15 protein-coding genes, 1 tRNA gene and 1 pseudogene are annotated in these 13,283 nt (G+C 65.1%); 7 read left to right on the top strand and 10 right to left on the bottom strand.

The window, feature by feature from the left end; genetic code table 11:
- Positions 1–17 precede the first annotated feature (17 nt).
- Together HNW77_RS16070 and HNW77_RS16065 are read left to right on the top strand one after the other, a co-directional pair.
- On the top strand, positions 18–2,102 hold the full coding sequence (locus HNW77_RS16070; protein ID WP_172159015.1) for a S9 family peptidase: 2,085 nt from the start codon (positions 18–20) through the stop codon (positions 2,100–2,102).
- 68 nt (positions 2,103–2,170) lie between these two features.
- Positions 2,171–3,322 (top strand): AI-2E family transporter, encoded by a 1,152-nt coding sequence (locus tag HNW77_RS16065; protein WP_172159013.1) that lies wholly within the window; start codon positions 2,171–2,173, stop codon positions 3,320–3,322.
- An 86-nt stretch (positions 3,323–3,408) separates the two neighbouring features.
- On the opposite strand, the gene HNW77_RS16060 is transcribed toward HNW77_RS16065, so the two are convergent.
- The 7 genes from HNW77_RS16060 to HNW77_RS16030 all read right to left on the bottom strand — a co-directional run bounded on the left by HNW77_RS16060 (position 3,409) and on the right by HNW77_RS16030 (position 7,906).
- A tRNA-Pro gene (locus tag HNW77_RS16060) sits at positions 3,409–3,482 on the bottom strand.
- A gap of 84 nt (positions 3,483–3,566) precedes the next feature.
- Positions 3,567–4,265 carry a MerR family transcriptional regulator gene (locus tag HNW77_RS16055; protein WP_172159011.1) on the bottom strand — a complete coding sequence of 233 codons (699 nt, stop codon included), beginning with the start codon at positions 4,263–4,265 and terminating at the stop codon, positions 3,567–3,569.
- Positions 4,262–4,585: an integration host factor subunit alpha gene (locus tag HNW77_RS16050; protein ID WP_110568859.1), complete on the bottom strand. Its 324-nt coding sequence runs from the start codon at positions 4,583–4,585 to the stop codon at positions 4,262–4,264. The genes HNW77_RS16055 and HNW77_RS16050 overlap by 4 nt, the downstream gene beginning before the upstream one ends.
- Positions 4,586–4,684: 99 nt before the next feature.
- Positions 4,685–5,656: a beta-ketoacyl-ACP synthase III gene (locus tag HNW77_RS16045; RefSeq protein WP_172159010.1), complete on the bottom strand. Its 972-nt coding sequence runs from the start codon at positions 5,654–5,656 to the stop codon at positions 4,685–4,687.
- Between the two features lie 89 nt (positions 5,657–5,745).
- The gene (plsX, locus tag HNW77_RS16040) at positions 5,746–6,834 is read right to left on the bottom strand and encodes a phosphate acyltransferase PlsX (protein ID WP_172159008.1); all 1,089 of its coding nucleotides are present in this window, start codon (positions 6,832–6,834) and stop codon (positions 5,746–5,748) included.
- A gap of 166 nt (positions 6,835–7,000) precedes the next feature.
- On the bottom strand, positions 7,001–7,204 hold the full coding sequence (gene rpmF, locus HNW77_RS16035; protein ID WP_010506434.1) for a 50S ribosomal protein L32: 204 nt from the start codon (positions 7,202–7,204) through the stop codon (positions 7,001–7,003).
- Between the two features lie 171 nt (positions 7,205–7,375).
- The gene (locus HNW77_RS16030; protein WP_172159007.1) at positions 7,376–7,906 is read right to left on the bottom strand and encodes a YceD family protein; all 531 of its coding nucleotides are present in this window, start codon (positions 7,904–7,906) and stop codon (positions 7,376–7,378) included.
- Positions 7,907–8,091: 185 nt separating this feature from the next.
- Between HNW77_RS16030 and HNW77_RS16025 the strand changes: the two genes are divergently transcribed.
- Positions 8,092–8,661: an outer membrane protein assembly factor BamE gene (locus HNW77_RS16025; RefSeq protein WP_172159005.1), complete on the top strand. Its 570-nt coding sequence runs from the start codon at positions 8,092–8,094 to the stop codon at positions 8,659–8,661.
- 39 nt (positions 8,662–8,700) lie between these two features.
- On the opposite strand, the gene HNW77_RS16020 is transcribed toward HNW77_RS16025, so the two are convergent.
- Positions 8,701–10,080 carry a sensor histidine kinase gene (locus tag HNW77_RS16020; RefSeq protein ID WP_172159004.1) on the bottom strand — a complete coding sequence of 460 codons (1,380 nt, stop codon included), beginning with the start codon at positions 10,078–10,080 and terminating at the stop codon, positions 8,701–8,703.
- A gap of 89 nt (positions 10,081–10,169) precedes the next feature.
- Positions 10,170–10,373, bottom strand: a complete 204-nt coding sequence (gene rpsU, locus HNW77_RS16015; RefSeq protein WP_010506446.1) for a 30S ribosomal protein S21 — start codon at positions 10,371–10,373, stop codon at positions 10,170–10,172.
- 239 nt (positions 10,374–10,612) lie between these two features.
- On the opposite strand from rpsU, the gene def reads away from it, so the two are divergent.
- Genes def through HNW77_RS15995 form a run of 4 tightly spaced genes read left to right on the top strand, consistent with a single transcriptional unit; the run spans position 10,613 to position 13,062 of the window.
- On the top strand, positions 10,613–11,143 hold the full coding sequence (gene def / locus HNW77_RS16010) for a peptide deformylase (RefSeq protein ID WP_172159002.1): 531 nt from the start codon (positions 10,613–10,615) through the stop codon (positions 11,141–11,143).
- The gene (locus tag HNW77_RS16005) at positions 11,140–11,763 is read left to right on the top strand and encodes a COQ9 family protein (protein ID WP_172159000.1); all 624 of its coding nucleotides are present in this window, start codon (positions 11,140–11,142) and stop codon (positions 11,761–11,763) included. Before def ends, HNW77_RS16005 begins: the two co-directional genes overlap by 4 nt.
- Before the next feature lie 16 nt (positions 11,764–11,779).
- The gene (locus HNW77_RS16000) at positions 11,780–12,328 is read left to right on the top strand and encodes a MarR family winged helix-turn-helix transcriptional regulator (protein WP_172158993.1); all 549 of its coding nucleotides are present in this window, start codon (positions 11,780–11,782) and stop codon (positions 12,326–12,328) included.
- Positions 12,325–13,062 carry a response regulator gene (locus tag HNW77_RS15995; RefSeq protein WP_172158991.1) on the top strand — a complete coding sequence of 246 codons (738 nt, stop codon included), beginning with the start codon at positions 12,325–12,327 and terminating at the stop codon, positions 13,060–13,062. The genes HNW77_RS16000 and HNW77_RS15995 overlap by 4 nt, the downstream gene beginning before the upstream one ends.
- Before the next feature lie 113 nt (positions 13,063–13,175).
- Here HNW77_RS15995 and HNW77_RS17860 read toward each other — a convergent pair.
- Positions 13,176–13,283, bottom strand: a pseudogene (locus HNW77_RS17860) (IS5/IS1182 family transposase); the annotation flags it as partial.

Below are 13,283 nucleotides of genomic sequence, written 5' to 3'. Positions count from 1 at the left end.
CCCCCGAGGACCATGCGATGACCACGCCCCCCGTTGCCCGCCAGATCCCCCACACCATCACGCAGCTTGGCCGCACCCGGCACGATGAATATGCGTGGATGAAGGACGATAACTGGCAGGAGGTGCTGCGCGACCCCACGCTGCTGCGCCCCGACATTGCCGACCACCTGCGGGCGGAAAACGCCTATACGCAGTCCGTCCTGTCCGGCACGGAAGACCTGCAGGCCATGCTGGTGGCCGAGATGAAGGGCCGCATGCAGGCGGATGACACCTATCCCCCCACTCCGCATGGCCCCTACAGCTACCAGACCAGCTACACCGCGGGCGCGCAGTACCCGGTTTATAAACGCTACCTCACCGCCACGCCCACGGCGGAGGAAGTGCTGCTCGACGTAAATGAAGCGGCCAGGGGGCATGAATATTACGCCGTGGCCGCCGCCCTCCACAGCCCCGACCACAGCCTGTTCGCCCATGCGGAGGACACGCAGGGCTCGGAAATCTACCGCATCCACATCCGCAGGCTGGCAGGCGGCGCAGTGCCCCTGCCCCCGGTCGAGAACTGTAGCGGGGCGTTTGTGTTCTCGCCTGACAGCGCCTTCGTGTTCTGGGTCTGGCGCGACAGCCATGGCCGCCCGGCCCGCGTCTATCGCCGCCGCATTGGCGAGGAGCACGACACGCTGGTGTATGAGGAAGCCGATCCCGGCTTTTTCGTGGGCGTGGAGACCACGCGCTCGGGCGGGTGGATCATCATCACCAGCGGCAACCATGATACCTCCGAGTCCTGGCTCATTCCCGGCCACGACCCACAGGCCAGCCCCCGCTGCGCCAGCCCGCGCGAGACGGGGCTGATATACGGGCTGTACCATCAGGGCGCAGATTTCATCATCCTGACCAATGCCGATGGCGCGTATGACTTCAAGCTCATGACCACGCCCGATACGGCACCCGCGCGCGCCAACTGGCGCGACCTCGTAGCCCATGAGCCGGGCCGCTACATTACCGAATGCATGGTCTGGTCGGGCCACCTCGCCTGGCGCGAGCGGCGCGATGCCAATACGCGCATCGTCATCCGCAGCACCGATGGCACGACCGAGGCCCTCGAGCCCGATGAGGCGGCCTATGACCTGACGCTGGTGGGCGGGTACGAATACGACACCACCGAACTGCGCTACATCTACCAGTCCCCCACCACCCCGCGCGCATGGCATGCGCGTGACATGGCGAGCGGCGCCGAGACCGTGCTCAAGCAGCAGGAAGTGCCCTCGGGCCACGACCCCGCACAATACCGCTGCTGGCGGCTCATGGCGCGGGCAGCGGATGGCGAGCAGGTGCCGGTAACCGTGCTGGGCCGCCATGACACGCCCATTGATGGCGCCGCCCCGCTGCTGCTTTATGGCTACGGCGCTTATGGCCATGCCATCGACCCGGTCTTTTCCACCCGCACGCTCAGCCTTGTCGACCGGGGCTGGTTCTACGCCATTGCCCATGTGCGCGGCGGCTCGGAAAAGGGCTGGAACTGGTTCCTTGGCGGGCGCGGGCGCAACAAGCCCAACACGTTCAGCGATTTCATCGCCTGCGCCGAAACCCTCGTGGCCGAAGGCTTTGGCGCGAAAGGGCGCATCGTGGCCGATGGACGTTCCGCTGGCGGAATGGTAATGGGAGCCATCGCCAACATGCGGCCCGACCTGTTTGCGGGCATCGTGGCCGTGGTGCCGTTTGTGGATGAACTCAACACCATGTCGGACGCGTCGCTGCCGCTGACCCCGCCGGAATGGCCCGAATGGGGCAACCCTTTGGAAGATGTGGCCGCCTATGACCTGATTGCCAGCTACGCGGCCTATGAGCAGGTCGCCCCCCGCGCCTACCCTGCCATCCTGGCCATGGGCGGCCTGACCGACCCGCGCGTGACCTACTGGGAGCCCGCCAAATGGGTAGCCCGCCTGCGCGCACACAACCGCGCGCCTCGCCCCATCATGCTGCGCACCAACATGGAGGCCGGGCACAGGGGCGCCACCGGGCGCTTTGATTCCCTCAAGGAAGCGGCCCTGATCCACGCCTTTGCCCTGTGGGCGATTGAAACCGCACCTGCCCGGCAGGATTAAAGTCTTTCCGCACACGGGCGCGTTAGCATAAGTAGCCCCATACAGCAGAGCCAGCACATCCCAGAGGAATGAGAATGACGGATCCCCACAACGCGGATCAGGATGGCTTTCCCGCCCCCATGACGGGGCGCGAGGCCGATCCCTCCACGATGCGAACCTTCCGTTCATTCCGCGAGACCCAGCGCACGCAACGCATCGCGCGTGCGGTGCTGGCGCTGTTTTTCGTGCTGCTGGGGCTTTATACGGTGCGCGGCTTCCTGCCCTCGCTGATATGGGGCTGCGTGTTCGCCATCGCCTCCTGGCCGCTTTACGCGCGCGCGCGGCGGCGGTGGAACGGGCGGGCGCATAAAACGCTGCTGCCGCTACTGTTTACACTGGCCATCGCCTTCATCTTCATCGGGCCGCTGGCCCTGTTCGGGCTGGAGGCGGGGCGCGAGGCGGAAGGCATGCTGCGCTTCCTCAACGAAGCCCGCCATTCCGGCATCCCCCTGCCGGAATGGATCAGCCACCTGCCCTATGGGCAGCAGGCCATTACCGCGTGGTGGAACGAGCACCTGAAAAACCCGGCGGATGTGTCCGCCCTGCTCGGCTCGATGAATATCGGCCAGAGCGTCAAGGTCACGCAGCAGCTTGGCTCTCAGGTGCTCCACCGGGTGCTGCTGTTCGCCTTTGCCATCCTCACGCTGTTTTTCCTGCTCAAGGATGGCGATTCCGTCATCCGGCAGTCGCTCAACGTCTCGCGCCGCGCCTTTGGCAAGCGGGGCGAGCGGATCGCGCTGCAGATGATCGCCTCGGTGCATGGCTCGGTATCGGGGCTGGTGCTGGTGGGCATTGGCGAAGGCATGCTCATGGCCGTGGCCTATCTGGTCGCCGGCGCGCCGCACCCCTTCCTGTTCGGAGTAGTGACGGCCATCGCCGCCATGATCCCGTTCTGCGCCTTCATCGCCATCAGCGCCGTCGCCCTCATGCTGCTCATCAAGACCGGCACGCTGTTCGGCGCCATGGCCATCATCGTGCTGGGCATGGCGGTGATCTTCCTGGCCGACCACCTCGTGCGCCCGGCCCTGATTGGCGGCTCGACGCAGCTCCCCTTCCTGTGGGTGCTGGCGGGCATACTGGGCGGGGCGGAAAGCTGGAGCCTGCTCGGGCTGTTCATGGGGCCTGCCATCATGGCGGTGCTGCACATGCTGTGGCTGAACTGGAGCCGCGCCCGCTACTAAGCCGGGCTTTCCGGGCGCCAGATACAAAAAAAGCACCCTTTTCAGGATGCCTTGCTTGCTTGGTCTTCTTATCGCAGACAGGGATATCGGGCAGGCGGGATTCGAACCCACGACCCCCAGTCCCCCAGACTGATGCGCTACCAGGCTGCGCTACTGCCCGCCTGTCTGCGATGCGCAGGGTGTAGCAGCCGACCGGGGGGACTGCAACCCATGTAATGAACCAAAACGAAAAAAAATGCCCGGCTCAGACCGGCACCATCTGCCGCAGGGCCTCAAGCTCGACCAGCACGCCGCGCAGGCTGTCGCGCAGCACCGTATTTTCCGCCTGCAGGCGCTCGACCTCGATCATGACAATCTGCTCAAGCGGCGGCTGTTCCGGTTCGTCCTCGGGCGCCTGTGCTGGTGTCCCGGCCACGCTTTCAGGCTCCGGGGCAGCATCCGCAGCGGTTGTGGCAGTTTCCACCACCACGGGCGCTTCAGGCACTGGCGGGGCGACCGTTGGGGGCTCTTCACAGGCCACGACGGTTTCCACCACGTCCTCGATCACCGTCACCTGCATGATAGCCGTGGCGGGCTCGGTCGCGGGCGCTGTGGCGGCTACTGGCGCATCCTCCTGGGCCACGGGCGCCCCGGCAGGCGGGGTTACGGCCTCGCCTGCGGATTCGGGGGCAACAAGCGCCCCGCGCGCCAGTTCGGCCTGCGCCTGGGCCACCGACATCTTGCGCACGTAAAGCAGGTCGGCAATCTCGCGCAGCACGGTGATGTCCTGCGGGCGGTAATAGCGCCGCCCCACCGGCCCGCGCAGCGGCTGAAGCTGCGGAAAGCTGGCCTCCCACATGCGCATGACATGCTGCGCGAGGCCAAGCTCGCGCGCGACCTCATAGATCGGCAGGCAGTCCGTGCCGGGCTCGACCGCGCTGCTGGTGGCGTGCTCCGTGGTCATTCATCGTCTCCTTCCGGCGGGGCCTGCCCGGCGGACTGTCCGTTGACATGGGCACGAAGCAACTGACTGGGGCGAAACACCAGAACCGAGCGTGGCAGAATCGGCACTTCCACGCCGGTTTTGGGGTTACGGCCCGTGCGCTGCCCCTTCTGCCGGACAGAGAACGTGCCAAAACCGCTTATTTTAAGGGTATCGCCAGCCTCAAGGGTCCGTGCCATCCGCTCAAGGATATCTTCCAGAATATCGGCGGATTCATGGCGGGACAGGCCGACCTGATCATATATGTGTTCTGCCAGAGTGGCGCGCGTGACGGTGCTCATGCGTAAACGTTATGCATGCGCGTGCGTATCGTCAATTGAATGTCGTCAGCCTGCGGATGGTTTGTTTTGCACCCGTTTCAATGTGGTACCGAAACGACATTACAGCCGCGCCAGCGCCGAACCCCATGTCAGGCCGCCACCGAGCGCTTCCATCAGCACCAGGTCGCCCTTGTTGATGCGCCCGTCGCGCACGGCCTCGTTCAGGGCCAGCGGAATGGAGGCGGCAGAGGTATTGGCATGCCGGTCCACCGTCACCACCACGCGCTCGGGCGGCAGGGCGAGCTTGCGGGCCACGCCATCAATGATGCGCAGGTTGGCCTGGTGCGGCACCAGCCAGTTTACGTCCGCATGGGTCAGGCCATTGGCGGCCAGCGCCTCATCCACCGAGGAGGACAGCTTGCCCACCGCATGGCGGAACACCTCGCGCCCGTTCATGCGCAGGTGGGCGGGCCGGTCATGCAGGCCGGTCGCACCATCCACGAACAGCAGGTCGCCATAACGGCCATCGGAATGCAGATGGGTGGACAGGATGCCCACATCCCCCGCCGCATCATCCGTGCCGGTCACGAACACCGCCCCGGCCCCATCGCCAAACAGCACGTAGGTGCCCCGGTCCGTTTTGTCGAGAATGCGGGAATAGACCTCGCTGCCAATCACCAGCGCCGAGCGTGCCTGCCCGCTGCGAATGAGCGAATCGGCCATGGACAGCGCATAGATGAAGCCCGAGCACGCGGCGGCAAGGTCAAAGCCGAAGCCGCCCGTCATGCCCAGTTCGGCCTGCACCCGCACGGCGGTGGAGGGGAAGGCCTGGTCGGGCGTGCTGGTCGCGACAATGACGGCATCGACATCATCAGGCGTGGCACCCGCATAGTCGAGCGCCTGGCGGGCGGCCTGTGCCGCCATGGAAACGGCGGTATCCCCCTCGCCCGCCATGTGGCGCTGGGCGATTCCCGTGCGGGCGCGAATCCATTCATCCGATGTATCGAGCCAGGTGGCCAGTTCATCGTTGGTAACGATCCGCTCGGGCAGGTAACCGCCAAAACCGGACAGAAGCGAGCGTTTCGCCGTCATGCCTGTTTTTCCACCACTATCATTTCATATGCACGGGTGGGCACAGGCAGGCCCCGCCTGCTGACCCCACGCCGGCTGTTATTGCCGCATCAGGATGCAGGGACCGTCTGCGACGGGTCGGACGCCTTGACGGCGGTAAGGCTTTCCATGTGCCCCAACCGCTCGCGGATGCTGTCGGTAAAGCGGTGGGTGACCATGTCCATCGCCACGTCAACCGCCGCGGCAAAGCCTTCGGCATCCGTGCCGCCATGCGACTTGACCACCACCCCGTTCAGCCCCACGAACACCGCGCCGTTATAGCGGCGCGGGTCGAGCCATTCCTTCATCCGCTCAAGCCCGGGGCGCACCAGCAGGTAGCCGATCCGGCCCAACAGGCTGGAGGTGAAGACCTGCCGCAGCAGCGTGAACGCCATTTTCAGCGCGCCCTCGCCCGTTTTCAGCGCGACATTGCCGGTAAAGCCGTCCGTCACCACCACGTCGGTCGTGCCGGCGGTGATGTCGTGGCCTTCCACAAAACCATGGAACTGGCGGGAGAGCGAACTGTTGCGCAGCACGTCGGCCGCCTGGCGCAGGCGCTCGTCGCCCTTGAGTTCCTCGGAGCCGACATTGAGCAGCCCGATGGTGGGCGCGGGCAGGCCGAGCACCGCCTTGGCGAAGGCCTCGCCCATGATGGCGAACTCGACAAGGTTGCGCCAGTCGCACGAGACGTTGGCGCCCAGGTCGAGCATGACCACATCGCCCCGCGTGGTGGGGCTGATGGCGGCCATGGCCGGGCGGGTGATGCCGGGAAGGGTTTTGACCACGATCTTGGCCAGCGCCAGCATGGCCCCGCTGTTGCCAGCGGAAACGACGCCCTGCGCCTCGCCCTGTGAGACCGCATCCATGGCCAGCCGCATGGAGGAATCACGCACGCGCAGGGCAGCGGTGGGCTTCATGTCCATGGGGATGGCCGAACCGGCCGGACGGATCGTGCAGATGGCGGCCGCGCGCGGATGGCGGGCCAGAAGGCCGGACAACGTCGCCTCATCCCCAACCAGAAGAATCCTGGCCGAAGGATGTCGGTCTGCCGCAATCGCCAGTCCGGCCACTACAACTTCCGGACCACCATCCCCGCCCATGCCATCAATGGCAAGGGTGTAGGGCCCAGTCTCGGAAAAGGAGGAACCTGTCTCGCTCATGCTCGTCTTGTGCCGGGTAAGAAAGGAACGCGCAAGATCGGGGAATACACTTTGAAAAGATCACTTTCCCCGCGCGACCCGGACAGGACGGCCCGAGGCCAGCCCGCCGGCGCGATCGAATCCGATCGCGCCGTTACCGGGTAATGACGCCTGTGGCGTCGTGTTGTCAGGCGCGGACCGCCGTCTTCAGCGCCTTGCCGGCGGAAGCGACCTCACGGCCATCATAGTGCCCGCAGTGGCTGCAGACATGATGCGGGCGCTTGAGTTCGCCACAGTTGGAGCATTCCGCATGCGCCGGAACACTCAGCGCAGCGTGGCTGCGACGCATGCCACGACGGGACGGCGAGGTTTTTCTCTTGGGTACAGCCATGGGCCCGGGCCCCTCCGATCTGGATCACAACCGGCAGGCACACCCTCGTGGCGATACACCGGTCAGTTATCAATAATTGAGGGGGGCGCTCTAGCAGACCATTTGCACTTGCACAAGGGATTATGTGCATGGCTCATGGCGAGACACCCCCGCTCGCGCCTCTCCTTTGCGTCAGTTCTGCTTTTTTTTCAACTCGGCCAGAGCGGAAAAAGGCTGCCTGCGCGTGGTTTCTTCCACAGCGGTGTCTTCCGTGCCCGCGAATTCGGCCGGAATTGCGCAGCCGGGCTTGTGCGGATAGGGATCGAGCGCGAGCGAAACCTCTTCTGCCGCAAGCTCGCCAAGGTCGATGGTATCGCGCTCATAGGGCACTTCATCGATCGAGAACGGATCGACCTCGTCGTCCTCCCGAAAACGCGCGGCAGGGATGCAGCGCACGGTGAACGATTCTGCCATGACATCCTCGAACGGCTCGAGGCTGACCACGCATTCCTGCGTCACGTGGGCGGTCAGCCAGCCCTCGGCCAGTACCTCCCCGTCCTGCCCCGGCTTGAGCCGGTAGCGGCATGACAGGTTGCGCAGGCCGGGTATGCCGAAGCGGCGGGCCAGCGCGCGGCATTCGGTGTCCTTCGCCTCGATCACCGTTTCCATGCCCTGGACCGGGATGCGGCCCACGGCCAGCGGGCGGGAAAATTCTGCATCCATCTCGTCTTAACTCCTGCACATGTGACCACGGGGGCGCCCGTGTTGCGATGATGGTAAAAATATGGGTCTGGCGGGGTGTTTTTCCACCACCAGGGCGATCTGTGATTGACTTCATTTACCCGATGGGGCACCGGAAAGACGAACCGCATATGCGCCCTGCCCTATTTCAGGATATTTTCCCGACCATGAGGTCACCCAAGGACAACCAGCCCCGCTCCCGTTCATTACGCGTGTTTTCGTGCGCTGTCATCGGGGCGGGGATTGCGCTGTCCGGCTGTAGCGTCTTCAAGCCCAGCACCATGCAGCGCGGCTCGCTGGTCGAGGCGGATGACTATAACAAGCTCAAGATAGGCGAGACCTCGCGCTCGGACGTGATGGATGCCCTGGGCTCGCCCACCGGCCATGCCACGTTTGATGACAATACCTGGCTCTATGTGTCCATGAAGCAGGTGCTCGCGCCCATCAGCTTCCCGCAGGTGGAAAAGCAGGAAGTCGTGGTGCTGACCTTTGACCAGGAGGGCGTGCTGCGCAGCCTGCGCACGCTGCACAAGGATGACGCGCGCTACGTGACCATGATGCCCGGCAAGACCCCCACGCCGGGCACCAAGATCAACATCATGCAGCAGATCCTGGGCAATGTGGGCCGCTACAACCCGCTCAGCCAGATGACCAGTACCTATGGCGGCAGCATGGGCCCGATGAACAGCATGAACGGCGGCCCCGGCCATGGCGGCGCGGGCAACTCCCTGCCCTGACGCCACGCCCGCCCCGACCACGATCAGGCCGGGCCACGGTCAGGCTGGCAGTTCTATCGTGACCCGCGCCCCGCCAAGCGGCCCGGACTCCAGCCCGATATGGCCGCCATGGGCGTGAATGATGTCACGCGCTATGGCCAGGCCAAGACCCGTGCCGCCTTCCTTGCCACTCTCGAAAGCGCGGAACACGCTCTCGCGCCGGGCTTCCTCCACGCCGCAGCCGTTATCATCGACATAGATGAACACCTGCTTGCGCCCACGCTCGGCTGAAAGCGCGATGCGGGTGGCGTGATGGCGCGCGTTTTCCACCACATTGTTCAGCACGCGGCGCAGGGCATTGCTGCGCCCGATGATGCTCAGATCCGGCGGGGTGACAAACCCGATGCTGGCCTGCGCCCCCACGCGGCGCAGGGCGGCAACGCTTTCCTCGAACAGTTCCTCCACCCGGATGACCGTGGGCGTTTCCGCCCCCTCCCCGCGCGCAAATGACAGATACCCCTCGATCATGTGCTCCATCTCCACGATATCACCGATCATGTCGGCGATATCGGGCTGGAGGTCCTCGGCCCGGACCATGCCGGAGCGCGGGAACATGGCCAGTGACAGCCGCAGGCGGGTGAGCGGCGTGCGCAGGTCGTGCGAGACTCCGGCAAGCACGGTGGTGCGCTGCTCCACAAAGCGGTTGATGCGGTCGCGCATGCGGTTGAAGGCAACGGCGGCCTTGCGGATTTCCTGCGCGCCTTCGGGCACGATGGGCACCGTGTCGCGCCCCAGCCCGAACAGTTCCGCCGCACGGGCCAGCCTGCGGATGGCGCGCACCTGGTTGCGCATAAACAGGCCCGCGATCAGGAACAGGAGCAGCGCGCTGCCCGACGCCCACGCCACGAACAGCCACACCGGCGCCACGTCCAGCCGCTTGCGCAGCGCTATGACCTGCAACACGCCGATGGGTGTCTGCACCAGGATCACGACGCGGCGATGCGCCTTTTTCCAGTCAACGAAGGTGGGCCAGCGCACGCTGGCCTGCAGGTCGCGGGCCAGGTCCTCGTCAATCGGGCCGAGCACGTGGTTCGAGCCGCGCCGCTCCAGGCTTTCCCCCTCGCGCAGGGTCATGACCAGCCCCGCCCGGCGGCCTGCATCCTCAAGGATCCACTTGCGATCGGTGGCGGAAGGATAGCGCTCGAGCATGTCCAGCGTCATGGAGATGGTGGTGGCCATGTCACCCGACAGGCGGCGCGAGACGATCTGCAGGTAGTTGCCGTAAAACAGTTCGAGCGAGATGGCCTGCGTGGCCAGCAGCGGAATGAACCCGATCAGCAGCATGCGCCCAAGCAGCGAGCGCGGCAGGATGCGACGCGCCAGCCGCCCGCGCCACCGCCGCCAGCCGGTCGTGGCTTCAGATGCGGAGTCCGTGCCCATGGCTTTCCCTCTCCAGACGCAAAAAAACCGGCTTCCTTGCAGAAGCCGGTTTTTTGTGGGTCATGACCCGTATTCCGATACGCGAGGGATCAGAAGCCTTCACGCTCGAGGCGCTTGCGCTCCATCTTGCGGGCACGGCGCACGGCCTCGGCTGCCTCGCGCGCCTTGCGCTCGGACGGCTTTTCATAGTGGCGACGCAGCTTCATTTCGCGGAAGATGCCTTCACGCTGCATTTTTTTCTTGAGGGCCTTGAGGGCCTGATCAACATTGTTGTCACGAACGAGAACCTGCACTGGGTCGTCAACTCCTGATCTGCCATCCGGTATGGATGATCCATGAAACTGAAACTTGGGGAACGTCCGCCCGAGGCCATTCCCTTCGTGCGATTCCCAAACGGGCCGCACCTATATCACACTCGCGCCGCGCAACACAAATCATTCCCGCATGGAAAGCCGCATGAATTTTGGTGCTGCGCTTTGCGCGCCAACGCTGTCATATACATGTTCCCCAAAACAGGAAGGCCTTTCGCTGCATGACGCTGCTCAAGATCGCCCGCATGGGCCATCCGGTGCTGCTGCAACCCGCCCGGCCGGTGGCCGATGCGCAGGCCCCGGCCATCCGCACGCTGGTGGCCGACATGATCGAGACCATGCTCGATGCAGGCGGCGCGGGACTCGCAGCACCACAGGTGCATCACGGCCTCGCGCTGTTCGTCTATCATGTGCCGCTGGCCCGCAGCACGGGCGAGGATGACCCGCCGCGCCCGCCTTCCGCCCTGGTCAACCCCGTGCTGGAGCCGGTGGGTGACGAGATGGTGGACCGGCTGGAGGGCTGCCTGTCCATTCCCGGCCTGCGGGGCTGGGTGCCGCGCCATGCCCGCGTGGCCTATAAGGGGCTGGATGCGCACGGGCACGTGGTGCAGGGCGTTGCATCGGGCTTTCTGGCCAATGTATTGCAGCATGAATACGACCACCTGCACGGAATCCTCTACCCCATGCGCATGACCAACCTTGGCCGCATGGGCTTTGACAGCGAAATGGCCCGTTATGGAGAGCGCCCATGAACCCTTCCGCCCTGGTCGCGCGCGCGGCGTCGTGCCTGCATCCGCCAGCGGTAACGCACTCACCACAAGGTGATGCGCTGCTGCGCCGTTTCCTGGCCGATTCGCGCACGGGCAGCCATGCCTGGACGCCGGAACTCTTGCGGCAATGCGCCGGGCCGGAGTCGGACCTGCTCTTTCCCGGTGGCATGGCGGAACTGGCCGAAGCCTGCTTCGACCTGATGGACCGCGACATGCTGGGCCATGCCCACACCTTCCGCAGCCGCAAGATCAGCCGCCGGGTGCGCGCGGCCATCCTGTTCCGGCTGGAACGCGCAGCCCCCCACCGCGCGGCCATAAGGCAGGCGCTGGCGGTGCTGCTGGTGCCCACCCATGCCCGCAGCCTGGCCCATGTGCTCGGCCGCAGCGTCAATGCGATATGGGAGGCGGCGGGCGATAGTTCCACCGGCTTTACCTACATGACCAAGCGGCTGAGCCTGAGCGGGGTCTATGTCGCCACCCTGCTGTTCTGGCTCACGCGCGGGGGCAACCCGGCCTCGGTGGAGGAATTCCTTGACCGCAGGCTTGCCGAGATCGGGCGCATCACCCGCCTGCGCAACCGGCTGACCGGCCGCATCGCCTGACGGCCATCCGCCTGCCATGACCACCCCGCCCCGGCCCCCTGCCGCGCGCCCTGCCCCCGTGGCGGGCGCGGGCGTGGAACTTCTGTTCCTGCGTGATGAGGACATGCGCCAGGCGCAGGAACTGCTGCTGCTGGCCTGCCGCGCCTTTGGCAACGTGATCGACCCCGCCCTGCACGAATACGGGCTGGGCCACGCCCATTACCGCATCATGCAGACCGTGGCGCTGCAGCCGGGCATTGCCGTGGGCGCGCTGCTTGATGTGCTGGGCATTACCAAGCAGAGCATGAGCCGCACGCTGGGCGAGCTGGTGGCCCATGGCCTGCTGCGGCACGAGACCACGCCACAGGACCGCAGGCGGCGCTGCCTGTACCTGAGCCCGCGCGGGGCAGAGATTGAAAACCGGCTCTTTTCGCTGCAACGTGAGGTGCTTTTACGGGTGTACCGCAACGCAGGGGGCCGGGCGGTTGACGGTTTTCGCCGTGTCATGCGCGGCCTGATAGACGAATCGGCCATGCCCGGCGTATCCACCGATGCCCTTCACCCTCCTGACCGGAGTTCTTCATGATCCAGACGGCCTGCGATTCCGCCCTCCCCCGCGACAGCATGATCATGGATGCCCATGTGGTTGTGGTGGATGACGACCCCCGCCTGCGCCGCCTGCTGCACCGCTACCTGAGCGAACAGGGCTTTCGGGTCAGCGCCGCGTGCTCGGCGCAGGAGGCGCGGCAGGTGCTGGGCTTCATGCAGCCCGATGCGCTGGTGCTCGACATTACCATGCCGGGGGAAAACGGGCTGGAACTGACCCGCGAACTGCGGCGCGACAACCTGAACTTTCCCATCCTGCTGCTGACGGCGCGCGGCGAGCCCGAAGACCGGATCATCGGCCTCGAGGCCGGAGCCGATGACTATCTGGCCAAGCCGTTCGAGCCGCGTGAACTGCTGCTGCGGCTCAAGGCGCATCTGCGCCGCTTCGTGCCGCCCGCGCCAAGCAGCAACCTGCGCATCGTGCGGCTGGGCGACCTGGAGTTCGACCCCGTGCGGGGGCTGTTGTCGAATGCGAAGGGAATCGTGCACCTGACGGGTGGCGAATCGGCGCTGCTCTCGGTGCTGGCCCGCCATCCCAACGAGATCCTGTCGCGCACCGCCATCGCCACCACGCTGGACATGGAGGAAATTGGCGAGCGCGCGGTCGATGTGCAGGTGACCCGCCTGCGCCGCCGCATTGAGCCCGACCCCAAGGAGCCACGCTTTTTGCAGACCGTGCGCGGCAAGGGCTACGTGCTCAAGCCGGGATTGTGAAAAGATAAAAGTTTTTGGGTGCAGCCTTTTTTCAAAAAGGCTGCGTTCCTTGAAGCTTTTTGAAAAAAGCTTCGCCAAAAACTTCTATTCGTTATTCCAGGGCCTGTTGGGAATTATCGTGAATTGATGATTGCAGCGGAGAGATAAATCATCGCTGCGAATGATCTGTCTGTCTTGTCGCTCCGCGTGGCGATACGCTTGAACTCCTTGAGCTTGCAGAA

The sequence above is a fragment of the Komagataeibacter melomenusus genome, assembly GCF_013155395.1.
Lineage (GTDB): Bacteria > Pseudomonadota > Alphaproteobacteria > Acetobacterales > Acetobacteraceae > Komagataeibacter > Komagataeibacter melomenusus.
The sequence above is the reverse complement of the archived record's forward strand: the minus strand, read 5'-3'. Positions and strand labels throughout refer to the sequence as shown.